Source organism: Flavobacterium sp. NLM, from assembly GCF_002210235.1.
GTDB lineage: Bacteria > Bacteroidota > Bacteroidia > Flavobacteriales > Flavobacteriaceae > Flavobacterium > Flavobacterium panici.
In genome coordinates this window covers 1-25,216 of the sequence record NZ_LIAC01000014.1, presented here as the reverse complement: position 1 = coordinate 25,216, position 25,216 = coordinate 1, and the positions used below count along the sequence as shown (strand labels likewise).

The window sequence follows — 25,216 nt, the reverse complement described above, 5'->3', positions numbered from 1 at the left end:
CAAACCAACGAATTTAATACTGCTTAGCTATTCCAATAAAAGGTTTTAAAGTATTAAAATAAGACAAAAAGTAAGATAAGGATTATTTTTTATTCATCTGATCCTGAAGCAAATCTACAAATTGACCTACGTGTAAGCCGTCCATTAAACCATGATGTACATGAACAGACATTGCAATGGTACGTTTTCCGGTCTCAGATGTTATCATTTTACCAAAGGAAACTTTAGGGCAGCTGTCTGGAAATGTATAACTCCTGGCGTGCGAAAGTGAGGTGAAATTCAACCACGGTATTGCCGAAAAATGAATTACATTATCATCATCAAAAGATCTTGTAAAAAGTCCGGTTGTGTTTTGAATGCGTTCGATTTCTGCAAGGGCATTTTTCTCGAAGATTTTAAAATCAGGATTGTATTCAATTAATGAAAATCCGAAAGTGCCGTCTTCTCGGCCAATTGTTGCCGAAACATCGATGCGGTCATTAATATATATCTTGTCATCGGCAATTCTGTACCTGAAATTTTCGATCGCATTTACAGCAACCAGTGTTTTATGTAAGTAGAAAATGAAAAAGGAAACCTTAAGTTCTTTGGCAGTTTGATATGCTTTGGTGCAGTCAATTTCGACAGTTGCGCCAAAAAACGGCTCTTCCATTTGTTTAAAATGTGCAAAATGCTCTTTTCTGTTCCAGTTTTCTAAGTCTAAAAGTGTTTTCATTTTATTAAATTATGGACTACTTCTGTAATCTTTTCGAATGAACTAAAATGTTCGTGTTCAACTTTATGGTTTATTTTTTCGTGTTCCCAAGTGGTGTGAAACGGAATGTGAATGGCATAACCGCCAATTTCTAAAACTGGCAGAATATCTGATTTTAATGAATTTCCGATCATCAAAAATTCATGTGCCTGAATATCTAAACGACCAAGTAGTTTCTCGTAATCGATTTCCTGTTTGTCTGACATTACTTCGATATGGTGAAAATAATGACCCAAACCAGAACGATGCAATTTGCTGTGCTGATCTTTTAAATCGCCTTTTGTGGCAACTACCAATTTATATTTTCCATGTAAAGCCTGCAGCGTTTCTTCTATTCCGTCTAGAAGCTCAATTGGTTTTTCAAGCAATTCTTTTCCGTACTGAATTATCTTTTCGATCACTTCAACCGGAATTGTATTGTTTGAAATGTTCATCGCCGCTTCGATCATCGAAAGAATATAACCTTTAATTCCGTAACCGTATAAAGGAAGATTTGCAATTTCGATTTTAAATAATTCCTGAGAAATTCCCTGATGCGAAAGATAATCTTCCATCAAAGTGCAAAACTTGTGTTCTGTTTCCTGAAAATAAGGTTCGTTTACAAATAAAGTATCATCGGCATCAAATGCGATTACTTTTAAGTTTGGTATTTTGCTTTTATGTAACATATGTTTTTTGTTTCAGGTTTTTTTTTTTGTTTCAGGTTTCAGGTTTTCTTTGTTTCAGGTTTTTTTGCCACAGATTAAAAGATTAAAATGATTTTTTGAATCTGCTCAAATCTGCTGAATCTGCGTGAAAAGTTTTTTGCCACGAATTGCACTAATTTTCACTAATTTTTTTGCCACAGATTAAAATGATTTTAAGGATTTTTTAAAAAATAAATCTGCTCAATCTGCTCAATCTGCGGGAGAACTTTTCTAAGCAAATTTAAAAATCAATCAGCGTAAACCGGTTTAATCCGTAAAATCAGTGAACCAAATTATTTAGAAAACAACCTCTTTAAAGAAATAGTCTTATCGTAAAATGTAATTCGGATTCCGAAAAGTAAAACGATTCCGCCGAAAACCATTTGTAAAGTTATTTTTTCTTCTAAAAATAACCAAGCTAAAATAGAGGTAATTACAGCCTGACTCAATAAACTTAATGAAACTCTGGTTGCTCGCATGTGCTGCGTGGCGTAACTAATCGAAAGCCAGGCGCACAATTGACAAATTACAGCTTGAAGAACCAGTACAAACCAGCCTGTATTTGAAAATCCTGTAAAAGGTTCGTTTAGTGAATAACAAAGAATTCCTAAATATATACTTGATGCGGTTAAGCTAATTGTCATAAACGATAAAACATCGACTTGAGAAAGTACATTTTTGCTGACCAAAAGATAGATCGAATATAAGATTCCGGATAAAACAGCAAATAGAAAAGCCTGATCGAAATTGAGATCAATAAAAAATTCAAACCCAACCAAAGTCACCATTCCGAATAAAGAAACAATTGTTCCAATCCAAAAGTTTGTTGCTGGTTTTGATTTCAGAAATAAAAAGGAACCAATTCCAACCCAAACCGGAGATAAATTTGTGAGTAAAGAAGCCTGAGTTGCACTCGAATCCTGAATGGCGATATTCCAAACCGCAACATCCGAAGAAAATAAAACTCCGCAAAGTATTGCCAAAAGTGCAAATTTCAAACTCGGAAGTTTAAAGTTTTTACTTAAAACAACATATGGCAAAAGCAAAACAACTGCAAAAAACATTCGGTAAAAAGCCGAAATTAATCCCGGCGTTAAACGTAATTTAACCAATATAGGAAAAATCGAAATGCAAAGTATACCGCAGATTAAGGCTAATCTTGGTTTGGTGATTTTCATTTTTGATTTTATTTGGGCTTTTCAAAAAAATATTCTTAATTGAAAAACTATAATTGCGTATTGTTATTATTCAGTAAAACTGAAAATTTGGTATTTTTTATTTGTTTTATTGTAGTTCCCAAGATATAAACTATTGTTGAATTTGAAAAGTATTAAATCTTTATACAAACTTGTAGTAAACATTGAAACAGTTTCGCGAATATCTTTATTTTCTTCAAGAAAAATTCTAACTTTATCAAAAGCCGAATTTTTTATTTCGCCATTAACATGATTAAAATTAGAATCGAATAAACAATTAGTGTAAAATACAATTTTATCTTTATAAGAAACCAGATTTTCTACTGTATAACCACCGCCATAATAAACAGGAACCATCCCGCCAGCACCCATTCCAATACCTGCAGCACCCATTCCACCGCCACTAGCATGAGATTTATCTACAGAACTTCCTATTGAAGTATAATAAATTCCATTTAAGTTATAGCTGGATATACTGGGATAGTTATGGATTTTGCGAAGAAACTTTTCTGTATTTTCAATAGTCTTTTGATTATTGATACCATTGCTTTCCTGAAAAAAGTCAGAGTTTTTAAAGTCTATTTCCTGATCATGTAAAACCTTATATTCCTTAATTTTATTGTCATTTAAATCACTAATAGTAACAAATAAAACAAAAGCATTAGTTTTTAACTGAATAATTTTATTGTCAATTAAAAATGAATTCGATTTAAATATTAATGAACCATATTCTCCTCTCTGAGTTTTTGGTTGTGTAATAAATTTAAGATCTGAAGTGTAATTTTGAAGATTAATTCTTAAAACCTGAGTCGCCTTTGCGGTATTATCCAATGTAAAAATAATTTCATTGGGACTGTAAGTGTAAATTTTATATGTTTTAGCACTCAATGCGAGTGATGGCGGACTGTCATTAGCTATATTTTGGAAAGATGGTTCTGACGATTCATCTGTTAAAACGGTATATAAATCTGCTGGCTTGTCATATATATTCCTGAACTCTAAATGAGATAAGTCTAATGTCTTTTCGTTCAGGCTGCCGTTATTGTCGGAAATATAAAACTTAATAATACTTGTATTTTTAACAATCGTGATGAGGTAAAACACATTGTTTATTGTGAGTTCTTTAATTATTTTTTCTTTTTTTAATTCTAAACTCACAGAAGTTGTTTTGGTTTCTTTTGTTGTAAAATTAAAGTATTGAGAATTGATCTTTTTTCTGTCTTTTGATCCCCAAAAAACAAAGTAATCATTTTCATTCTGACTGTATCCAATGATTTCCTCATACATTTTCTCAGGTCTTGCAGACGAGAGAGAATCTTTTATGTTGAACTTTTCATCGAATCGTATAGAAGTAACTTTTTCTTTATCATTCAAAAACAAAATAATTTCTTTTTTATTTTCATTAACGACCTGAAAAAAGTCTCTTTTCTTTTCCAGTTTTAAATCAAATTCTTTTATCATTTCTTGTGAAAATGAAAAGAAACTGTTTAATAATAAAACAATAAGGGATGCCTTTTTTATCATTGGTAAGTTTTGTTAATTCTAATTTTTACGAATATATGATTAATCATTTAAGCGTAGATAATTGATAATTTTATTTTTGGCGAAGGTCACATTTTTAATAAAACGAATCAAGAGAAATGTGCCGTTAGGCACAAAATGTCGGTAGCCAATTAGGTTTTGAAATTCGTTGGCGTGCCGTAGGTACGCAATGGTTATTTTGTTGCGTACCTACGGCACGCTGTATTTATCCAGTGTTTTCTACCGATATTTTGTGCCTAACGGCACATTTCTCTTGATTCGTATTATAATAAAATGAGGATTAAATTTGTTTTTGTGTGGTATTATGCATTCATGATTTTCCTGCAGGCATTGTTAATTTCCGTATCAGAAAAAGAGCCGAGCGTTTCTGCTAACATTTTACTGGTTCGAATGGAGTTTATCATTCTGATTCTCAGATCTTGATCGTCGCCCATTTCAGTTAACAGAATTGTCTCGAAAATTTCAGACAAACATTCGTGTTGATCTCTAAAATCATCTACAGACCAAAGATCTGAAAGGAATTTTGCCATTGCTGTCATTACAGCCGTTTCTGTTGTTTTTTCATTTTCTCTTTGCATAACCGGAAAAATATAAACGCACGAAACCCTCGCTTTAGATGTGCAAAAATACCCGTAAGGATAGGTTTCCCTTTGTTTCCGTAGGGACATCATGGCGAGGGTTCGCTTATGTTAACTTTAAAAAGTTTCAAGGATTACTCCTTACTGTATTTTTGCAAGACAAACTTACAACTATAAACTCATATAAAAGTAAAAAACATGAGAAATTTCTCATGTTTTAATATTTTGATTCTGTAAAAAGAATTTTAGTTTACCGTGAATCTGTTATCCATTATTTTACCTTTCTGTTTTTAATATCTTGACGATTATCCCAAAAAGATACTATTTCAATTTGATTTTCATTTATTTCGTAAAATATTAGATAGACTTTCATAGAAACAACACGTGTAATTTTGTTTGAAGTAAGTCTTCCAATTAGTTCTGAATTTGAAAGTGTATTTAATAAATCTTCAACTTCATTTAGCAGTTTTAAGCTGTAAGTTGGGCTTTCATTTCTATTGAAGTAGTATTCAAGAACATTTTGTAGTTGCAGTTTAGCCAAAGAAGACCAAACTATTTCTTTTTTAGCCATTCTCGCATTTCTGAAATTACTTCTTCATTTTTATGAAAATTTCCATTTTTGATCTCTGTACGACTAGTTTCAATTGCCGTTTTTTGATCATTTGACAATTCATAAAGCTCTTGTTCAGATGAATCAAAAATGGTTTGAAGTGCATTTAGGAAATTCAAATCCGTAGAATCTTTGATTCTCGATATTAAATTCTTTTTTATTTGTGCAGTCAAGTCCATAATATTTCTTTATATACTCAAAATTAAAGATTTATTCTTAGATAGTATAATCGATTGCGATAATTTATACAATGATGTTTAAATAAAGAAAGTTATCTGCCAGATTTTTTTGGCTGATAACTTTCTTTTAAATAGTTATTTATCGAAATAAATTAAATTTCTTTAGTTTACAGTAGCTCCATTTGGCGCATCAGCATCAGGATTTACAAAAACCAATTTTCCTTCGGCATTTGTTGTCATTAAAATCATTCCCTGACTTTCAACTCCACGTAAAGCTCTTGGTGCTAAATTAGCTAAAACAGAAACACGTTTTCCTATGATTTCTTCTGGAGAAAAACTTTCGGCAATTCCCGAAACAATTGTGCGAACGTCAATTCCTGTATCAACTTTAAGAACCAAAAGTTTGTTTGCTTTTGGCATTTTTTCGGCCTCAAGAATGGTTCCAATACGAATATCCATTTTGGCAAAATCATCAAACTGAATTAAATCTTTTTGAGGTTCAGCTTGTTTATTTTCGGCAAGATTTGCGGTTTTTGTAGCTTCCAATTTATCTATTTGTTTTTGTATTTCTTCGTCTTCTATTTTAGCAAAAAGTAATTCTGCTTCACCAATTTTGTGACCTTCAGGATATAAATTCCAATCTTCAAATTCCAAATTCCAACTTAAATCTTTGATATTTAAAATTTTCGAAAGTTTATTTGCTGTAAAAGGTAAAAACGGTTCAGACAAAACGCTCAATGCAGCAGCAATTTGAAGTGCAACATACATTTGAGTTTTTACACGTTCCGGATCATCTTTCATTACTTTCCAAGGCTCTTCATCGGCAAGATATTTGTTCCCTAAACGGGCAACATTCATCAATTCGCCTAAAGCTTCACGGAATCTGTAACGCTCAACAGAACTTGAAATAACCGCCGGATACGCTTTTAATTCTGCTAAAGTTGCTTCGTCAATTTCTGAAAACTCATTTGGGGTTGGAATAACACCTTCGTAATATTTGTTAGTTAAAACCACAACACGATTAATGAAGTTTCCAAAAATGGCAACTAATTCATTGTTATTTCTCGCTTGGAAATCTTTCCATGTAAAATCGTTATCCTTTGTTTCAGGAGCATTTGATGTTAATGCGTAACGCAAAACATCTTGTTTCTCTGGGAAATCTTCTAAATATTCATGTAACCAAACCGCCCAATTTTTAGAAGTCGAAAGTTTATTTCCTTCTAAATTCAGGAACTCATTTGCCGGAACGTTGTCTGGTAAAATATAGCTTCCTTCGGCTTTAAGCATTGCAGGGAAAATGATACAGTGAAAAACAATATTGTCTTTCCCAATAAAGTGAACCAGTTTCGTGTCTTTATCTTTCCAATACGGTTCCCAGTCTTTTCCTTTTTCTGCCGCCCATTCTTTCGTAGACGAAATGTATCCGATAGGCGCATCAAACCAAACATATAATTTTTTTCCTTCTGCACCTTCAACCGGAACATCAATTCCCCAATCAAGGTCACGCGTTACGGCACGAGGCTCAAGTCCGCCGTCGATCCATGATTTAACTTGTCCGTAAACGTTAGGTTTCCAGTCGTTTTTATGTCCAACCAAAATCCATTCTGTCAAGAAATCAGAATAACGGTCTAAAGGTAAAAACCAGTGTTTTGTTTCTTTTAAAATTGGAGTTTCTCCGGTAATTGTCGATTTCGGATTAATTAAATCAGTCGCATTTAGAGTAGATCCGCAATTTTCACATTGATCTCCATAAGCTCCATCATTACCGCATCTTGGGCAAGTTCCAACCACAAAGCGATCTGCAAGAAACTGATTTGCTTTTGCATCGTATAATTGCTCCGTTACTTCTTCAATAAAATCTCCTTTATCATACAAAGTCCTAAAGAATTCCGATGCTGTATCATGATGAACTTTTGCCGAAGTTCTTGAATAATTATCGAATGAAATTCCGAAATCAGAAAATGATTTGCGAATAATTCCGTCATATTTATCTATAACTTCTTGTGGTGTAATTCCTTCTTTTTTTGCTTTCATCGAAATTGCAACACCGTGTTCATCGCTTCCGCAGATAAAAGCAACATCTTTATTTTGCAAACGCAAATATCTCGAATATATATCGGCAGGCACGTAAACCCCCGCCAAATGACCAATATGGATTGGTCCATTAGTGTAAGGTAATGCCGCAGTAATAGTATATCTCTTTGGATTTTGTATCATAACTCAATTTTATTGAGTGCAAAAATAAGCAATAGAATTGAGATTTTGTTATTACGCAAAGATTCGCAGAGAGTTTTCGTAGAGATTCGCAAAGATTTTTGTTGTTGTGGCGAAATAATCTCGCAAAGTCGCAGAGACGCAAAGTTTTTTAATTTTAGCCACAGATTAAAAGGATTAAAATGATTTTTACTTAAATCTGCGCAATCTTCGTGAAACAAAGCTTTGCGTCTCTGCGACTTTGCGAGATTCAAAAAATAAAAAACTCCGCGAATCTCTGCGAAAACTCTCTGTGGTAAAATTCAATAAAATAGAACCAGTTTAAACTAGCATTACCAGTAAAATCTTCAGGATTTATTTCGCAATCTTTGCTTTCCGAAAAAAAACAAAAAAACAAGTTTATGAGCAAGACAAAATTAATCATCAATAAAAACGGATCGATCAAAATAGAAGGTGATTTTGAAATCATGGATCCAGAAGGAGGACTGTACGGTTTACAAGGAAGATCTGCACTTGGGCTTTGCCGTTGCGGATTATCTAATAACAAACCATTTTGCGATGGAGGACACAGAAACAATTTCGAACATGATTCTGTTGCGTTTGATTTACCGCCAATGAAAACGAACTAAATTTTTACTTAGTTTGGAATATAAAAAAAGCTGCATTTTCTAGATGCAGCTTTTTTTATGGTTCGTGATTTTCGACTATAAATTGAAGAACGTCTTCAAAATATTCTTTTAGATTTTGATAAGGATGTTCCCCCGGAAACCAATTAGAAAATTTCCAATATTTCCAATCGTCATCTTTTAATTCTGGTGGAAGTAATAAGAAATATTGTTCTTCGTCTATACCTGCAATAAGAATAGCGTTTTTTAATTCTGGCAGATATGAATATGCTTCAATTACAAATGGTTCAATATTTTTTAAATAGTCAATATTTTCAATTGATTCAAAACTTGGTTCAATATCATTTGGAGCCGAGAAGCCATTAGTTATTTTTATAAATTCGATATAATCTTGCGGTAATTTTATTCCAAGTTTGTTTTCGGCTTTATTTATTTGTTCTTCTGTAGCTGAAATAGTTCCCAGCCAATTGTTTTCAATTTGTTCAGACGTAAAATTAAAATCTTTGTGTTTAATTGTTTGTTCAGAAATAGTTGTAAGTAAATCTTTAATCATCTTTTATATATAAAGTTCCCCCTTCATCGTAATTATCGAAGAACCGCCTACTAAAATATCCTCTTCACGATTCATTACTTCGATCATTGACGCTTGTTTTAATTTTACGCCCTGAAGAATTTTATACTCTTTCTCAGATTTAGTGAATTTCTTTTGTGTTAAAAAGCCAATTAACGGGCCTGCAGCTGTTCCCGTTGCCGGATCTTCGTATATCCCGATTATTGGGTTAAAAAATCTCGTTTCGACTATATGTTCCTGACCTTCATCGGCAATGGTGAAACAATAAAAACCTTCAAAATTATATTCTTTTGAGATTTCGATTAAGAGTTGATTATCTGGAACACAGCTATTAAGTAATTGACTATTTTTTATGGGAACCATTGTGTGTGCAACTTCTGTTTTAACTATTGTTGGCACAAAAGAATTCACATCTAAGTCTTCAATTTTTAAACCGAGGGCTACCGCAATTCTATAAGTTGGAATTTCTTGTTTGATAACTGCCGATTTTTGATGCATTTGAACAACTGGATAAAAAGTAACCGGATCAAAACTTACCGTTAACGGAATTGGGGAACGTTTCATAATTACAAAAGGTTCACTTTCGTTTTGCTCTTCAAAAATAGGCATTCCTTTTAACAAAGCACCGCAGACAGCGCCTAATAAATTATGTCCTGCGCCGTCGATTTCAATTCCGGTTGGAGTAAACGAACGAACAGTCAGCGCTTTTTCGGTTGTAGAATAATATACGAAAGAGGTTTCAGAATAGCCAAATTCTTTAGAAATATCCTTATAGGTTTCTAATTTTAAATTACCATCGGTAAAAACCACAGAAAGTGGATTTCCCTTGTAGCTTTCGTTTGAAAATACATCTAAAACGTAATATTCTAATGCTTTTCTTCCTTCCATTCTTTATTTCTTTTATTTTTTTTGAGGCAATAAAATTACGGTTTATTATTGTAATTAACCTACAGGAAAAATACCCATTTTTATAGTTATTTTATTAAAACAAGCTCACTTTCAAAATTCAAAATTTCGGGTTGAACTGTTGGTAAAATAGGTTTTTATTATTTTACAACATTCGCTTTCCTTCGGCACTAAATTTTATTGCTTTTTCTAATCTTGCAAGTTTGGTTTTTTCTTGTTTGGCGCTCATAATTACGTGAATTATTACTTTTTTGTATGATGGCGCCTGATTGCTGAAATATTCCCAAGCTGTTTCATTAGCTTTAAATTGCTTTTCGAATTCAGGGTCGAGAACATACGCTTCATTTTCATGCGAGTAAATTTTAGATCTTTCTTCAGATCTGTGTTCGAAAGCTTTTATTCCGGCTTCTTTCATCAATCCGGCTTTTGTGAGCACTTCGACTTTTTTAATGTTTATAACACTCCAAATACTCGATTTTTTTCTCGGCGTAAATCTAATCGTATAACTTTCCTCGTTAATAGTTCTTCGAATGCCGTCAATCCAGCCAAAACAAAGAGCCTGATCTACAGATTCTGACCAGGTCATAGATGGTTTTTTGGTGCTCACTCTATAGAAACCCACTATAAGTTCGGTTTCTTTTTGGTAATGTTTTTCTAACCATTCTCTAAATTTTTCTTGTGTTGGGAAGAAGGTTGGGGTCATATTTATTAGTTGTTTTATTCATTCAATTCTTTCCAGCAAGTCTCTATTTCTCGTTTGACTTCTGTCTGTAATTTCGGAAGTTCGTTTAAAACCCAATCTTGACTTTCTTTGGTGAGATAATATTTGTTTTCATTGAGTTTGTATTTCATTGCACCAAAAATGATCTCAATCATTTCTTCAGTTTCTGATGTTCCGTTGGCAAAATTAGGCGCGATTAAATATTTTAAAAGCTCTTTTTCGTATTGTGGTTTATAATACAAAATATGACTTACTATTGGAAAATAGAAGTAAAAATAGCTGTTGGTGTTTGATGCGTATTTTATTTTATGGAATTCAGAAATCAAATTATCCGATTCCAAATCTTTTGTTTCGGAATTTAATTCGGTTAGTAATTCAAAAGTTCTTTTTGCACTAGGAACTATTTCTCCCATTCTTTTTAAACTAGAGAAAGCTTCTTGAAATTCGACGTTTAGAGATTTACTTTTATACCAATTAAAAAAATTCATTTAATATTACAAGGTTACAAATTAGCGATTGCTCTAACAATCCATAAAAGTATAATAAATAAGAGAAAAGAGAATTGTACTTTATTGACTTTTTGATTTCCAAATTTTCTAACCAATAATCGATCAATCAATATAACTAGAGAAACAGGAATCAAACCCATTAAAATATAAATTCCCAATAAACCATCTTCTGCGGAATTTCCTGTTATCAATATTATGGCATAAATTATTTCTGCTAAAATGGAAAGAATTCCTAAGACGAAAAATAGAGTTAGTTTTTTTGGGAAGTTCATATAGTTGTCTTGATTATTCTTCTTGCACGAAAGAAAATTACAATTGAAATAATAAAATTAGTAAAAAGATAAAGTTCAACGATGCCTTCATATGCCATTATTTCAAAGCAAGTTGTTAAAACAAATGTTATTGAAAAGAAAATATTAAGCCAGTCAAATAGTATTAGAAAAAAAACTTTTGATTGATTTGATTTCCAAATTCTTAAAAATGAAAGTAAGAAAACCAATACGCCCAATCCTGAACTAATCCAGCAACTCCATAAATAAACTCCAAGCGTTCTAAATCCACTAAAAAGACCGGGACTATCAAAATAATAGATGAAAAATATAACGACTGACCAGATATTGGTTATTAAAAGAGAAAGAAGTAAACTTTTGTAAATAGTGTTTTTCATGGTTTGGTGGTTTTTGGTTAAATATTGAAGCTTACACTATTACATTTATCATGCCGAAGGTTTTGCACATTCAATTTTGGTTTTATCGAATTTTATACAGTCACTATGCCGAAATCAAATTAGTTTTTGTAAAAAAAATCTTTATTTTTGCGCTTCATATTTAATAAAAGCCAAATCAAATGAAAAAATTAAAAAAAATCATGTTTTTTACTATTGCCTTATTCGCACTAGTTTTATCTTCATGCAGCAGTGACGATTCTCCAAATGAAAACCCGGATGAAAATCAAACAACAGCGAATTTCATTAAATTTAATTACAAGGGGAAAACGTATTCTTACGAACCAACTCTTTCAACTTCATTGTCGATGAACATTTACGGAAGTGAAGGAATTGATAACACGTATAAAAAAGTTTCTCTATGGATGCCTTTAAAACCTACATTAGGAAGTCACCCAATTGTTTTCGATTTATCTCATCTTGAAACAACGTATCAGGCGAGATTTACCTTCATGCCAGATTTTAATAATACAGATGCAACAACAGGAACTCTTAATATTACAGTTCTTACGGATAAAAAAATAGAAGGAACATTTAGTTTTTCGGGCACAAAAAACAATACCACTTTTGAAGTTACTGATGGTAGTTTTAGTTTTGAAAGATTCTAGAAAATAATATAGTCTTTAAGAAAAGCAGTAAATTTGTATTTACTGCTTTTTTTATTTTGAAAAATTAAATAATTTAAATCATGGCAAAGGGACCTGAAAAAAACACCAAAAATAAGGCCTTGCACACTAAGTTGCTAAACAGAAAAAAGGCAAAGCTTCGAGAAGAAAAGGAAGCTCAGGCCAAAAGATTGAAGGCTTTAACCGCTAAAATAAATGAAAAAAAGAACGGCGAAGATCTTGATCTTAGCAAAAACAAATCTCAAAACAAAACTCAAATGGAGGAATTCGGTAGAATAATAGTTTCTGAAACAGCAATGAAAAGTGAAAACCCGCAGGATGTTATTCACTCTAATATTTCGGTAATCAACTTAATGCGCGAAGAAGGTGTAGACGACGAATTTATTCACGAAGACGCCTTGACGAGTTACTATCTCGACTATTATTATTCACAATATACCGAAGGAAATTTTTCGCAGTTTGTCTACAATTCAGGCTGGAACAAAGAACTAAACGAACTTATCGAAGAAGGTCTGGCTCTAATTGGTGCCGAAAAACATTTAGAATTGTTTCTGGAGCAAAGCAAAAAAGTGAAACTAATAAGTAATATCAAGCTCGGAAAATTCCTGAAAGCAAAATTAGAAGACGTAAATCCAATTCGTGATTCATTGAACAATGATACTTTTTTTGAATTAGAAGAAAATCTAGCCGAACTAAACGCCAATTTCTTAAAAAATCATCCCGATTTTGAAGTCCTTTCTGTAGACGAAATGTTTGCGGATTTAGAGGAATATGTTGGGCACGAGATTAAACGTGCGTAGTTTTTTCTGCCGCAAAGATTCACAAAGTTTATTCGCAGAGATTCGCTAAGGTTTTATGTTTTAATCTCGCGAAGTCGCAAAGTTTTATTTCTCTGCGACTTCGCGACTTTGCGAGATTAATTCACACTACTTTAAATATTCTTTGCGAATCTCTGCGAAAAATCTCCGTGCAGCTTTGTGGAATAAACTTTTTTCCACGTAAACACTTCTTTCTGAATTAATTGATTTAAATTTAGTTCCGTATATTCTCTACAAACTCTCGTATATACTCAGATTGTTTAATGTTGAATAAACAATATTAATTAAAAGAATTTAGCATGAAAATTAAAAGACTGCAGCTAGTATTGTTGTTTCTTGTTTTTTTAGACAAAGGATTTTCTCAAAATAAAATCAACCTTTTTTCAGAGATCAATTACAGTTCGATTCCTGCCGTTTCTTTATCGGATTATAAATCGGTTCAGGAAAGAGATCAAAAGTTTCAAAACCCACATATTGCACTCGGAATCGGGATTTCTGGCGGAGGCTCGCGTGCACAGTTTTTTAGTATGGGCGTTCTTCTAGGACTTGAAGAAATTGACGAAAATTACTTGCAACGCAATTTTTTAAATGAAATAGATTATTACTCAACAGTTTCTGGCGGTTGTTTTTCGGCGGGATATTATTTAACCGTTTTAAAAAACAAACTGCATCATGATAATTGTTCCTTCAACGAATTTTATTTTTCAAAAGCCGATGCTTTCAAAGATTATGTAGATAAATCGGCCAATATTTTGTCGCTTTTAAACAACAGCCGAAACGAAAAGGGCGATAAAATATCGATGTCACAACGCATTGATGCCGATATTTTGCAATACGATGTGACGAATCCTGATAACAAAGATAAATTTGACACTCAAATGCTTTTGTCTGATTTTTTTGTTCCAAAGGAAAGTAAATCAGAACCTTCGCTGCCTATGTTTGTTGCCAACGGAACCGCTTTTAATAACGGCGAACGCATTCCGTTTATGCCGCATATCATTAAAGGATTAGCTATAGATGAATCACTCGCGCCCAATAAAGCTGATCTTGTTTTGAATCAAAACAAAATAAACGACGGTTACAATTTTCCGGTAACTTACGGAATTACGGCAAGTTCTGCTTTTCCGGGCGTTCTCCCAAAGGTGAAATTCGGGATTAAAAATCAGGATAAAATTTTATGTATTATTGACGGCGGTGCTTCAGATAATACAGGATATAAAACTTTAGTTGAGCTTCTCCATGCCGATACAACTGTTGATGACAAAAACAAAAAAGCGCTTTTTATTGATTGTCTCGGACAAGGTAAAAAAACACCATATATCAACGATACGAAAATTGGACTGCTTTCCCTTTTTGAAACTGCTTCACTTTATACTGTTCAAACCCGATACATAACTTTTGACAGAGACGTAGAAAACACTTTTGAACGTTATAAAATTCCGGTAAAAAATTATCAGGTTATTGGTTTTACTACCATTCGAAATCATTTGCAAAAAATGGAAAAAGATGAAAAGTACGAAGAATTGATAACAGAATTAAAAACCACAAATGATGATGCTGCGGGCTGGTTTAAATTATTTACGGAATTTAAATCAGACATTGTAAACAAATTCGGCGAAAGCGCATTCAGAAAAAATAAAGACGGTGAGATAATCGCTGCAACACTTCAAAAAGATAAATTTTCAGAATTTACAGCCGGAGAAACTCTGTTAATGTATGAATACACCTCACACATTGAAACAAAACTCCGAATCAGACCAGAAGAAAGAGATATGCTGCTTTTGGCAGGACGATTTGCTGTGTTTTTAAAAAGCAATGAATTAAGAGAATTATTAGTAGAATATAAATAATTTACCAATTTTATTAAATTTTTGATTTTATTTAAAAAGCTAACTAAGAATATTTTATATTTGATAGCCCCTAATTTTAAAATCAACACCAATGAAAATTAAAACCTACTTAATTCTCAGTGGCATTTTTCTATTTCTATATTCCTGTGGAAAAAATGAAAAACAGATCATTGACGAAAACGCCCCATCGTTAGCCGTTCAGTCTGAAAACCCAAAACCAGCAGAACAGCTTCTTTTTAGAAAAAGTGAAGACATTGTTCCTTCCGAAGAACTCAATTTGAGCCTGCTCAAAAAAACTGCCGAAAATCTAAACATCAAATATTCCAATATTAAAATTGAAGATGTAAGTTCAATTCGCTACAACAACGAAACAACCTTTTTTGTGATTTGTGTTATTAAGAAAAACAAAACAAAGTCGGGCGAAGAAGATTTAGGCAATTACTACGAAAGAAAATTCGTTTTTGTTAATAATGAAGACGGAAAAATTCTGGCAGAAGAAACCGATAAAAATCTCGGTTATTACGAAAATGAAGGTTTAAGAGTTGCAAAAACATATATTTTGAATAATGTATTACAGTTGAATGACAAAACTCCGGCTATTGCTTTTAGCACAGAAGTATATTCAAACAGCAGAGTTGTAATGTATTCTGAAGAAAAATTTACCATCGTTACTTTTGATGGAAACAGAATCAGGAAAGTTTTATATGAATACCCAATTCGCTCCGCAAACGGAGATTCAAACGGAGGCGGAACGTATCAAATAGAAACCTTAGAAACCGGAATTAGTCTTTCTGCCTCGCAAACAAGCGGTTTTTATGATTTATTAGTTTCAAAAATCTATACTTATGAAGACGCTGCCGAAGAAGATTTAGAAAACGACATTCAGCAAAAAAGCGACCTAAAAGTCAAAAAAGAATTCCAAAAACTGAAATTTGACGGAAAAACTTATTCGTTTAAAAAAGACGATCGAAATCGGTTTTTGTAAATTCGCATTCAATTGAAACAAAACATGTCAAAAAAAATCTTTTTTGTTGTACTCATTTGGCCTTTTTTCTTGCTGGCTCAGGAAAAACAAAAAGAGGCCGCAGATAATGTTACGCGCTATTATTATGATGATAAAGTAGTTTCGGTCGAAATTTGGTTCGGTGCAGATAAAAAGCAAGACAGTTCTAAAACCTATTATCCAAGCGGAAAGATAAACGAAGTTTTCTATTTTGATAAAGACGGATTAAAAGACGGTGATTGTTTTCAGTATAATTATCAAGGCGAAAAACTTGTAACCTGGAATTTTGCACACGGAAAAATGACGGGCAGAACAGATCATAAACTTCCGTTTAATAAAGACCGCGAAGAATCAGTCAAAAAAGCTTTAAAGATGCTGACGGATATTAATGCAAGAACTAATTTTAATCCAACAACTATTAACGATTTGTATAATCGAGGAGTTTTAGGAGTAAGTCTTGGCAATAATACTTTAGCAATTGAAGATTTAAAAAAGGTTGAATTTGCCATCGACAAAGACCCGAAAAACAAAAAAGTAACAGAATCAGATTCTGCTCAAAAGAAAACCGCAGTCTTTAGAAGCAAACTTTACGACCGAATGGGAAGCGTATATGCAACTCTCGAAATGGAAGGTTTTGCGTATAATTATTATTTTAAAGCAATTAAGAACGCGCCCACTGATTATCGCATTTTATACAACTTTGCAACATTGTTGCAAAAAAGAAAATCGTATGATTTAGCACGCTATTATTTAGAGAAAATTATAAAAGAAAAACCAGACCATGCCCAAGCATACTGGGCACTCGCCAGGTTATTGAGTGATGAAGGCGAGTATGAAAAAGCATTTGAAAATATCGAAAAAGCTTTTCAATATGACAAAGGAAATATAAAGGGTGGAAGAGATTTAAAAACAACCCGAGGTCTACTTTATCATAAACTGGGAGAATCTAAAAAAGGAATTGCTGATTTAGAAGCTGCATTAGAAATGGATAAAAACAATTCGTATGCAATGAAAAATCTTGGAATAATTTATCTCGACAAGAAAAAATATGATGATGCCTGCCAATTATTTCAAAAAGCAAAAGAACTTCATTACACTTTGGTATACGATGAAAATGACCTGGATTCGCTTTTAGAAAGTGCCTGTAATAAACAGCCATTAGAAAAATCAGTTAAAAAGAAACCTTCTGTTTCGCCAAATCCAGTGCAGACAACCATTTCCATAGAAAACTTCGATGCTAAAAACTTTGATTTTGAATTCTTTAATTTCGAATCAAAATCAGTTTTAAAAGGAAAAACCAGCGACGGAACTATAAACATCATTAGTCTTGATTCCGGATTTTATATTTTGAAAGTAACGCTTGGCGATTCTGTCCAAACTTTTAAACTAATAAAAGAATAAAACTGTCTTCGCATCTTTGCGAAAACTTCGTGTATCTCTGCGGAATCCTTCAAATAACTTTAGACTAAACTTTGTACGTAATCTTAGCAAACATTTCCTTAAATTTGCTTCCGTTATTAAAAAATACAATAGTTATAAAAATCAAGCTATGTTACAAATCGCATTTATTAGAGAAAATCAGGAGAAAGTAATCAAGGCTTTAGCAAAACGAAATATCGATGCTAAAAGCGTTGTTGAAGAGGTGGTGCAATTAGACGAAAATCGTCGTGCAACTCAGGTGGAATTAGATAATACTTTAGCTGAATCTAATAAATTGTCCAAAGATATAGGCGAATTGATGAAAGCGGGTGAGAAATCTAAAGCAGCCATCTTAAAAGAAAAAACCGTTTCATTAAAAGAAAAAAGCAAAGAACTTGGCGAAAAAGCAGAAGCTTTGGCGGTTGAGTTAACAAATAAATTATACACTTTGCCAAATCTTCCGGCAGATATTGTTCCTGAAGGAAAAACTCCAGATGACAATTTGAATGTTTTTCAGGAAGGTGATATTCCGGTTTTGCATGAAGGCGCACAACCGCACTGGGAATTGGTGAAAAAATACGACATCATCGATTTTGAATTGGGTGTAAAAATTACCGGAGCAGGATTTCCTGTTTACAAAGGAAAAGGAGCTCGTTTGCAGCGTGCGTTAATCAACTATTTTTTAGATAAAAACACAGCAGCAGGATATAACGAAGTTCAGGTTCCGCATTTGGTTAACGAAGCTTCAGGATACGGAACAGGACAATTGCCAGATAAAGAAGGACAAATGTACCATTCAACAATTGACGATTTATATTTAATCCCAACAGCTGAGGTTCCAGTTACGAACTTATTCCGTGATGTTATTTTAAACGAAAGCGAATTGCCGGTTTTAAATACTGCTTATACGCCATGTTTCCGTCGTGAAGCAGGTTCTTACGGAGCACACGTTCGCGGGTTAAACCGTTTACATCAATTTGACAAAGTTGAAATCGTACGTATCGAACATCCGGATAATTCATACGCAGCGCTTGACGGAATGGTGGAGCACGTAAAGGATATTTTAAAAGAATTAAAATTACCATATAGAGTTTTACGTCTTTGTGGAGGCGATATGGGTTTCACATCAGCTTTGACTTACGATTTTGAAGTGTTTTCTACGGCGCAGGATCGCTGGTTAGAAATTAGTTCAGTTTCTAACTTCGAAACTTTTCAGGCAAACCGTTTGAAATTACGTTTCAAAGACAAAGACGGAAAAAACCAATTGGCACATACATTAAACGGAAGTTCATTAGCATTGCCTAGAGTTTTGGCCGGAATTTTAGAAAATTACCAAACGCCGGAAGGAATTGTAATTCCAGAAGTTTTACGTCCTTACTGCGGATTTGATATAATTGACTAACTTTAGTATATAGTTTACAGTCACAGTCTCAGTTTTCAGTTTAGCTGAACCGATTACCGAGACTGTAAGCTGTGATTGAATACTAAAAAATACCACATTTAAAAACTGAAATATGAAAAACATCTTTATCTATATCGTTTTGTTGTGGTCTGGTTTTGCATTTTCGCAAAACGAACAGTTAGCAAACAATTACTACGACAAAGGTGATTTTGAAAAAGCAAAAATCATTTACGAAGATCTTTTAAGAAGTTCACCATCAAATACCCAATACTTTTTACGAACGATAGATTGTTATCAGCAATTGCAGCAGTTTGATCTTGCCGAAAAAACAATTTTAAGTCGTTACAATGCCTATAAACAAGGTGTTTTTTTGGTGGAATTAGGATACAATTACCAGTTACAGAAAAACGAATCGAAAGCCAAAAATTACTATGAACAGGCAATCGATAAAATCAAAACCAGTCCCAATGATGTTTACGGAGTTGGAAATGCTTTCGAGAAAAAGGTTTTATTAGAATATGCCTTAAAAGCGTATCAAACCGCCATGCAGGTTCAGCCGAATTATAATTTCAATTTTCAAATTGGAATGTTGTACGGCCAGTTAGGAAAAACCGATTTAATGATAGATCTTTTACTGACAGAATCTTATAATAACCAGCAAAACGCTAATTTAATCCAAACACAGTTATCCCGTTTTATGAACGGCGAAACAGATAATACGGCTTTTAAAGATGCTATGCGAAAAGCATTGATTTTAAGAACGCAAAAAGATCAGGATGTTTTCTGGAATCATTATTTAAGCTGGTTTTATGTACAGCAAAAAGAATTTGGAAAAGCTTTTATTCAGGAAAAAGCCATTTACAAACGTGAACCGGAATCTTTAATCAGCATTGTAAACTTAAGCCAGTTTGCCTTAAATGAAGATGATACCGAAACTGCCTCTGAAATTCTGAATTTTATTCTTCTAAACACAAAAGATACAGATTTACTGATTCAGAGCAACGCCAGTTTAATGCAGATTAAAATTGATAAAGCACAGGAAAAAGATTATCCGGCCATTACAGCAGAATTGCAGCAATTACTGATTACTTATGAAATAAATCCTTTTACCTTATCTTTGCAATTAATTCAGGCACATTTCCTGGCTTTTAATTTGAAAAAGACGGAAGAAGCCAAAACAGTTGTAAAAAGAGCTTTAGAATTAAATTTAAACGCTTATCAACAGGCTGATGCAAAGATGGAGCTGGGAGATATTTTGCTTTTAGAAGAAAAGTTCAATCAGGCATTGATTTATTATTCGCAGATTCAGCTGGATTTAAAGAATGATGTCATGTCGCATGAAGCAAGTTTAAAAGCAGCAAAAACAAGTTATTACAAAGGCGATTTTGAATGGGCTTTAAAACAGTTTAAAGAATTAAAATCGGCAAACACACAATTAATTGCTAATGACGCTCTTGAATATTTCTTACTGATAAATGATAATACCGTTGCCGATTCGACTCAAACAGCTTTAAAGCAATTTGCAAAAGGCGATTTTTTACTTTATCAAAATAAAAAACAAGAAGCAATTACACATTTTCAAAACATCCTGAAAACCTTTAAAGGGCAGGAAATCGAAGCTGTAACATTGTTGCGTTTAGGTCAAATATATGAAAGTCAGAAAGATTATACTTCGGCTTTAAGCCAATACCAGCAAATCATTGACAGCCACAGCGACGGAATTTATGTAGATGAAGCATTGTTTTTCTCAGCAGAAATTTACAACGACGAATTAAAAGATGTAGAAAAGGCCAAGCCTTTATATGAAAAGGTAATTTTTAGCCATCAGGATAGTATTTACTTTGTTGATGCCAGAAAAAAATACCGCGAGTTAAGGGGGGATAAGAATTTGTAAATTCCAATATTTTAAATTCCAAATTCCAAAGAAAGAATTTATAAAAAAATGATTTTTGGATTTAGTTCAATTAGATTCTAACCTTTTACAGAGAATCTAAAATCTAAAATCTGATATCTAAAATTAAGAAAAATGATTATTTTCAACGTTACTACAAATATACACGAAAGCGCACACGATCAATGGTTAAAATGGATGCAGGAAAAGCACATACCGGAGATTTTAGCAACACAAAAATTTTCATCAGCAAGAATTGTAAAAGTTTTAGTTGAAGAAGAAATGGGCGGAATCACGTATTCTGTACAATACACGACAGACAGTAAAGATACTTTAGAGAAGTATTATTTAGAAGATCAACCTAAATTTGATAGAGAAGCCTTAGAATTATTTGCAGATAAAATGCTTTCTTTTAGAACAGAGCTGGAGGTTATTTCAGAACATTAATTTTAGTTTTCAGTAAGAAGAAATAGCCCGCAGATTTGGCTGATTAAACGGATTTACACAGATTATAGATTTAAAATTTGTGATAATTTGTGTAATTCGTGGCAAAAAAATATAAAGCTTTGAGTCTTTGTTGCAACACAAAAAAACAAAGATATTATGGAAATCCGATTTCAAACTAAAGAAGAAAGCAATAAACAGCAGCAGGACGATTTTTTGAAATTATCAAAAGCGGAAAGGTTTTATAGTTTTTTACGTTTGAGCGAGCGAATAAGCAGATTTCCTGTAAAAAACAAAGTAGATAAAAATAAAGATAATTTTCAGATTATAATCGAACGGAAAAACAAAGAATAAACTTTGTGCCTTCGAGCCTTCGTGGCAAAAAAGAATAAAGCTTTGTGTCTTTGAGCCTTTGTGGCAAAAAAAGTGAAATAAGCTTTGACCCTTCGCCTCAAAAAGAATACTTTTGCGCCCTTGTGGCAAAACAAGAAAGAAAATGGAAAAAGTAAAAGCCAAAAAACATTTAGGACAACATTTCCTTAAAGACGAAAGTATTGCAAAAGCAATTGCCGATACTTTGAGTTTAAAAGGATACGAGGAGGTTTTAGAAATAGGACCAGGGATGGGTGTGTTGACTAAGTATTTGCTTGAAAAGCCCATAAATACACACGTTATTGAAATCGACACAGAATCTGTGGCGTATTTGGGTGAAAATTATCCAAAATTAAAAGATCAGATTATCTCTCAGGATTTTCTAAAATATAATATTAATGAAGTTTACAAGGATAAGCAATTTGCTATAATTGGAAATTTCCCTTATAATATTTCGACTCAAATTGTTTTTAGAACATTAGAGTTTAGAGATCAGATTCCGGAGTTTTCCGGAATGTTTCAAAAAGAAGTTGCAGAGCGCATCTGCGAAAAAAAAGGATCAAAAGCTTACGGAATCTTATCCGTTTTAGCCCAGGCCTTCTATGATACTGAGTATTTGTTTACTGTAAGCGAAAATGTTTTTATTCCTCCGCCCAAGGTCAAGTCGGGTGTGATGAAAATGACCCGAAAGGAAGATTATAGTCTTCCTTGTGGTGAGAAGTTATTTTTTACGGTTGTAAAAACGGCTTTTCAGCAAAGACGAAAAACATTACGTAACAGTTTGAAAACATTAAATTTATCAGATAAACTAAGAGAAGACATTATCTTTGATAAACGTCCGGAACAACTTAGCGTTGACGAATTTATTGTTTTGACTCAAAAAATAGAAGCCGATGGAGTTCAAAGTTAGCAAAGAATTTATTCATCAATTAGAAGATTTAATCGTTAAGAAAAATGACAATGAACTTGAAATTTTACTTAACGACCTTCACCATGCTGATATCGCCGAAATCCTTGATGAACTGGATTTTGACGAAGCAACCTATATTTTTAAAGTTTTAGATAGTGATAAAACCGCCGAGATTCTTCTGGAATTAGAAGAAGATCTGCGTGAAAATATCTTAAGCCGACTTTCACCGAAAGAAATTGCCGAAGAGCTTGATGAGCTGGAGACAAACGATGCGGCAGATATTATCGCTGAACTTTCGCAGGAAATCAAAGCTGAAGTTATCTCTGAGTTACTTGACGTAGAACACGCAAAAGACATTGTCGAATTATTACGCTACGATGAAAACACGGCGGGTGGTTTGATGGGTAAAGAGCTTGTAAAAGTCAATGAAAACTGGAATGTTTTAACCTGCGTAAAAGAAATGCGAATTCAGGCAGAAAATGTTTCGAGAGTACATTCTATTTATGTTGTTGATGATGAAAACCGCCTAAAAGGAAGATTGTCTCTTAAAGATTTACTGACTTCATCTACAAAAACACAAATTGGCGATGTTTATATCCGAAAATTAAATTTCGTAAACGTTGATACCGAAGATGTTGAGGTAGCGCGTATCATGCAAAAGTACGACTTGGAGGCAATTCCGGTTGTGGATGAGCTTGGTCGTTTGGTGGGAAGAATTACAATTGATGATATCGTAGACGTAATTAAAGAAGAAGCCGATAAAGATTACCAGTTAGCAGCGGGTATTACGCAGGACATTGAAACAAATGACAGCGTTCTTGAATTAACAAAAGCACGTTTGCCTTGGCTTTTAATTGGTATGGTAATCGAGATTGTAGCTTCTTTTGTTTTGAAAGATAATGAAACCGCTTTTCAGAAATATTCAACCCTAATTATTTTCGTGCCCCTGCTTTCGGCTACAGCCGGAAATATTGGAGTTCAGGCATCGGCAATCGTGGTACAGGGTTTGGCAAACGGAACTTTGAAAGAATTCAGCAAAAGTTATTTTAGCAAAGAAATTACCGTTTCGATGATTTCCGGAAGTATAATTTCCCTGCTTTTACTAGGATATCATTCTCTTATGTACGGACAATATTTAGTGGGAATTGCTATTTCGATCTCTATGATAGTAGTGATTATGTTTGCTGCAATTTTAGGAACCTTAGTGCCGCTTTTTCTTCATAAAAACAAAATCGACCCCGCAATTGCAACCGGGCCGTTTATCACTACAACCAATGATGTTTTTGGAATTATGCTCTATTTTGGAGTAGCCAAATTGATTCTTGGGTTTTAAATTTTTGCCACAAATTAATAGATTACAGTGATTTAAAATCCTTAAAATCTGCGTAATTTACAGCCGAAAAACAGGCTGTTAGCAAGTCCAAAATAAATTAAAACCAAGCAGGATGAAAGTACACATTATAGGGGGAGGAAACCTTGGGGTTTCTATTGCCTTGGGAATTGCAAAATTTTCTAAAAACAATCAGGTTACCGTAACCAGAAGAAACACTGCAAGTATTCAATATTTAGCCGAATACGGAATTACGGTTTCTAACGATAATAAACATAATATTCAGGAAGCCGATGTGGTAATTTTAACCATAAAACCGTATCAGGTAGATACTGTTTTGGCTGAAATTCTGCCGGTAATTCAAAATAAAACAATTGCTTCTGCCGTAAGCGGATTGTCTTTGGATGTTCTTCAAACAAAAACAAATAACGAATATCCGGTTGTGCGTATTATGCCAAATATTGCAGCACAATTTGGAGAATCGGCAACTTGTATTTCTTTCCCTGAAAAAGACAGAGAAAAAGCATTGCCAATTGTTGACTTATTTCAGGATTTAGGAACGGCTCCTGTAATCGACGAAAAATTAATGGATGCAGCGACAGTTTTAGGCGCATGCGGAACTGCATATGCTTTACGTTATATTCGTGCTTCTATGCAGGCAGGAATCGAAATTGGATTCGATTCTAATACTGCTTTAGCAATTGCCGCACAAACCGTAAAAGGAGCCGCAAAAATGCTTTTAGAAGAGAAAGTACACCCAGAACAATTAATTGACCGTGTAACAACGCCACAAGGCTGTACAATTGTTGGTTTAAATGAAATGGAACACAATGGCTTCAGTTCGTCTTTAATAAAAGGAATTAAGACTTCTTTGAAACAAATTAAAGGTTAGTTTTAAAGAAACTCCAATATTTTAAAATTCCAAATTCCAATTCTTGTTGGGGTTTGGGATTTTTTGTTTTAGGTAAAACGCATTTGAACATTGTTTTGTCATTTCGAGGAACGAGAAATCTTCGCAAGAAACTCTACAAAGATTGAGACATTAGATTGCGGAGCTACTTGCGGAGATTTCTCGTTCCTCCTTTAGATTTGTTTTTTAAAATTTAAGTAGATTTATGATTGAGAAAGGAAGCAAAAGTAAACTATTCGTTCCTCTGAGTTTGTGGCTCATATCTTGATTAAGACTTTGGCTTCCCTTTCATCAAAGACTCAGATAGAAATTTGGGCTAGTGACCCGTTATTAAGGAGTTGAGCTTATGATGAATTTCTCAAATCATTGTTGAATCGTAAAAGCAAAGTTATGAAAAACATTATTATTGGCATTGATATCAGCAG

26 protein-coding genes are annotated in these 25,216 nt (G+C 33.3%); 13 read left to right on the top strand and 13 right to left on the bottom strand.

The window, feature by feature from the left end:
* Positions 1-82: 82 nt before the first annotated feature.
* The 8 genes from APR43_RS16915 to metG all read right to left on the bottom strand — a co-directional run bounded on the left by APR43_RS16915 (position 83) and on the right by metG (position 7,762).
* Positions 83-715 (bottom strand): chloramphenicol acetyltransferase, encoded by a 633-nt coding sequence (locus APR43_RS16915; protein ID WP_053473087.1) that lies wholly within the window; start codon positions 713-715, stop codon positions 83-85.
* Positions 712-1,422 carry an HAD family hydrolase gene (locus APR43_RS16910; protein WP_053473086.1) on the bottom strand — a complete coding sequence of 237 codons (711 nt, stop codon included), beginning with the start codon at positions 1,420-1,422 and terminating at the stop codon, positions 712-714. Before APR43_RS16910 ends, APR43_RS16915 begins: the two co-directional genes overlap by 4 nt.
* 311 nt (positions 1,423-1,733) lie before the next feature.
* Positions 1,734-2,618, bottom strand: coding sequence for a DMT family transporter (locus tag APR43_RS16905; protein WP_053473085.1), 885 nt, complete (start codon positions 2,616-2,618; stop codon positions 1,734-1,736).
* A 66-nt stretch (positions 2,619-2,684) separates the two neighbouring features.
* Positions 2,685-4,160: a hypothetical protein gene (locus APR43_RS16900; protein WP_053473084.1), complete on the bottom strand. Its 1,476-nt coding sequence runs from the start codon at positions 4,158-4,160 to the stop codon at positions 2,685-2,687.
* Between the two features lie 320 nt (positions 4,161-4,480).
* Positions 4,481-4,756, bottom strand: a complete 276-nt coding sequence (locus APR43_RS16895) for a hypothetical protein (RefSeq protein WP_053473083.1) — start codon at positions 4,754-4,756, stop codon at positions 4,481-4,483.
* A gap of 271 nt (positions 4,757-5,027) precedes the next feature.
* Entirely contained in the window at positions 5,028-5,327 is a 300-nt protein-coding gene (locus APR43_RS16890; RefSeq protein WP_053473082.1) for a type II toxin-antitoxin system RelE/ParE family toxin, read from the bottom strand.
* On the bottom strand, positions 5,309-5,545 hold the full coding sequence (locus APR43_RS16885; RefSeq protein WP_053473081.1) for a hypothetical protein: 237 nt from the start codon (positions 5,543-5,545) through the stop codon (positions 5,309-5,311). Before APR43_RS16885 ends, APR43_RS16890 begins: the two co-directional genes overlap by 19 nt.
* A gap of 162 nt (positions 5,546-5,707) precedes the next feature.
* A complete protein-coding gene (gene metG, locus APR43_RS16880; RefSeq protein ID WP_053473080.1) occupies positions 5,708-7,762 on the bottom strand; it encodes a methionine--tRNA ligase in 2,055 nt (684 codons plus the stop codon).
* A gap of 398 nt (positions 7,763-8,160) precedes the next feature.
* Here metG and APR43_RS16870 point away from each other — a divergent pair, with 398 nt between their 5' ends.
* The gene (locus tag APR43_RS16870) at positions 8,161-8,388 is read left to right on the top strand and encodes a CDGSH iron-sulfur domain-containing protein (RefSeq protein ID WP_053473078.1); all 228 of its coding nucleotides are present in this window, start codon (positions 8,161-8,163) and stop codon (positions 8,386-8,388) included.
* Between the two features lie 55 nt (positions 8,389-8,443).
* Here APR43_RS16870 and APR43_RS16865 read toward each other — a convergent pair whose 3' ends face one another.
* The 5 genes from APR43_RS16865 to APR43_RS16845 all read right to left on the bottom strand — a co-directional run bounded on the left by APR43_RS16865 (position 8,444) and on the right by APR43_RS16845 (position 11,364).
* Positions 8,444-8,938, bottom strand: a complete 495-nt coding sequence (locus APR43_RS16865; RefSeq protein ID WP_165590697.1) for an SMI1/KNR4 family protein — start codon at positions 8,936-8,938, stop codon at positions 8,444-8,446.
* A gap of 3 nt (positions 8,939-8,941) precedes the next feature.
* Positions 8,942-9,844: a PhzF family phenazine biosynthesis protein gene (locus tag APR43_RS16860; protein ID WP_053473077.1), complete on the bottom strand. Its 903-nt coding sequence runs from the start codon at positions 9,842-9,844 to the stop codon at positions 8,942-8,944.
* A 163-nt stretch (positions 9,845-10,007) separates the two neighbouring features.
* The gene (locus APR43_RS16855; RefSeq protein WP_053473076.1) at positions 10,008-10,565 is read right to left on the bottom strand and encodes a YdeI/OmpD-associated family protein; all 558 of its coding nucleotides are present in this window, start codon (positions 10,563-10,565) and stop codon (positions 10,008-10,010) included.
* 14 nt (positions 10,566-10,579) lie between these two features.
* Positions 10,580-10,996: a hypothetical protein gene (locus APR43_RS16850; protein WP_240514964.1), complete on the bottom strand. Its 417-nt coding sequence runs from the start codon at positions 10,994-10,996 to the stop codon at positions 10,580-10,582.
* An 89-nt stretch (positions 10,997-11,085) separates the two neighbouring features.
* Positions 11,086-11,364 (bottom strand): hypothetical protein, encoded by a 279-nt coding sequence (locus APR43_RS16845; protein ID WP_053473074.1) that lies wholly within the window; start codon positions 11,362-11,364, stop codon positions 11,086-11,088.
* A gap of 574 nt (positions 11,365-11,938) precedes the next feature.
* On the opposite strand from APR43_RS16845, the gene APR43_RS16835 reads away from it, so the two are divergent.
* The 12 genes from APR43_RS16835 (at position 11,939) to proC (ending at position 24,773) form a co-directional block, all read left to right on the top strand.
* Positions 11,939-12,424 carry a hypothetical protein gene (locus tag APR43_RS16835; RefSeq protein WP_053473072.1) on the top strand — a complete coding sequence of 162 codons (486 nt, stop codon included), beginning with the start codon at positions 11,939-11,941 and terminating at the stop codon, positions 12,422-12,424.
* Between the two features lie 80 nt (positions 12,425-12,504).
* Entirely contained in the window at positions 12,505-13,242 is a 738-nt protein-coding gene (locus APR43_RS16830; protein ID WP_240514968.1) for a hypothetical protein, read from the top strand.
* A gap of 317 nt (positions 13,243-13,559) precedes the next feature.
* Positions 13,560-15,110, top strand: coding sequence for a patatin-like phospholipase family protein (locus APR43_RS16825; RefSeq protein ID WP_053473071.1), 1,551 nt, complete (start codon positions 13,560-13,562; stop codon positions 15,108-15,110).
* A 91-nt stretch (positions 15,111-15,201) separates the two neighbouring features.
* Complete coding sequence (locus tag APR43_RS16820; RefSeq protein ID WP_053473070.1) at positions 15,202-16,095, top strand: hypothetical protein; 894 nt, start codon at positions 15,202-15,204, stop codon at positions 16,093-16,095.
* A gap of 24 nt (positions 16,096-16,119) precedes the next feature.
* Entirely contained in the window at positions 16,120-17,514 is a 1,395-nt protein-coding gene (locus APR43_RS16815) for a T9SS type A sorting domain-containing protein (RefSeq protein ID WP_053473069.1), read from the top strand.
* 148 nt (positions 17,515-17,662) lie between these two features.
* On the top strand, positions 17,663-18,934 hold the full coding sequence (gene serS / locus APR43_RS16810; RefSeq protein WP_053473068.1) for a serine--tRNA ligase: 1,272 nt from the start codon (positions 17,663-17,665) through the stop codon (positions 18,932-18,934).
* A 112-nt stretch (positions 18,935-19,046) separates the two neighbouring features.
* The gene (locus tag APR43_RS16805; RefSeq protein ID WP_053473067.1) at positions 19,047-20,828 is read left to right on the top strand and encodes a tetratricopeptide repeat protein; all 1,782 of its coding nucleotides are present in this window, start codon (positions 19,047-19,049) and stop codon (positions 20,826-20,828) included.
* Positions 20,829-20,960: 132 nt separating this feature from the next.
* Positions 20,961-21,272 carry a DUF4286 family protein gene (locus tag APR43_RS16800; RefSeq protein ID WP_053473066.1) on the top strand — a complete coding sequence of 104 codons (312 nt, stop codon included), beginning with the start codon at positions 20,961-20,963 and terminating at the stop codon, positions 21,270-21,272.
* Between the two features lie 156 nt (positions 21,273-21,428).
* Complete coding sequence (locus tag APR43_RS16795) at positions 21,429-21,623, top strand: hypothetical protein (protein ID WP_053473065.1); 195 nt, start codon at positions 21,429-21,431, stop codon at positions 21,621-21,623.
* A 142-nt stretch (positions 21,624-21,765) separates the two neighbouring features.
* Positions 21,766-22,551 carry a 16S rRNA (adenine(1518)-N(6)/adenine(1519)-N(6))-dimethyltransferase RsmA gene (rsmA, locus tag APR43_RS16790; RefSeq protein ID WP_053473064.1) on the top strand — a complete coding sequence of 262 codons (786 nt, stop codon included), beginning with the start codon at positions 21,766-21,768 and terminating at the stop codon, positions 22,549-22,551.
* On the top strand, positions 22,535-23,884 hold the full coding sequence (mgtE, locus tag APR43_RS16785; protein ID WP_053473063.1) for a magnesium transporter: 1,350 nt from the start codon (positions 22,535-22,537) through the stop codon (positions 23,882-23,884). Before rsmA ends, mgtE begins: the two co-directional genes overlap by 17 nt.
* Before the next feature lie 112 nt (positions 23,885-23,996).
* Positions 23,997-24,773 (top strand): pyrroline-5-carboxylate reductase, encoded by a 777-nt coding sequence (gene proC / locus APR43_RS16780; protein ID WP_053473062.1) that lies wholly within the window; start codon positions 23,997-23,999, stop codon positions 24,771-24,773.
* Positions 24,774-25,216: the final 443 nt, after the last annotated feature.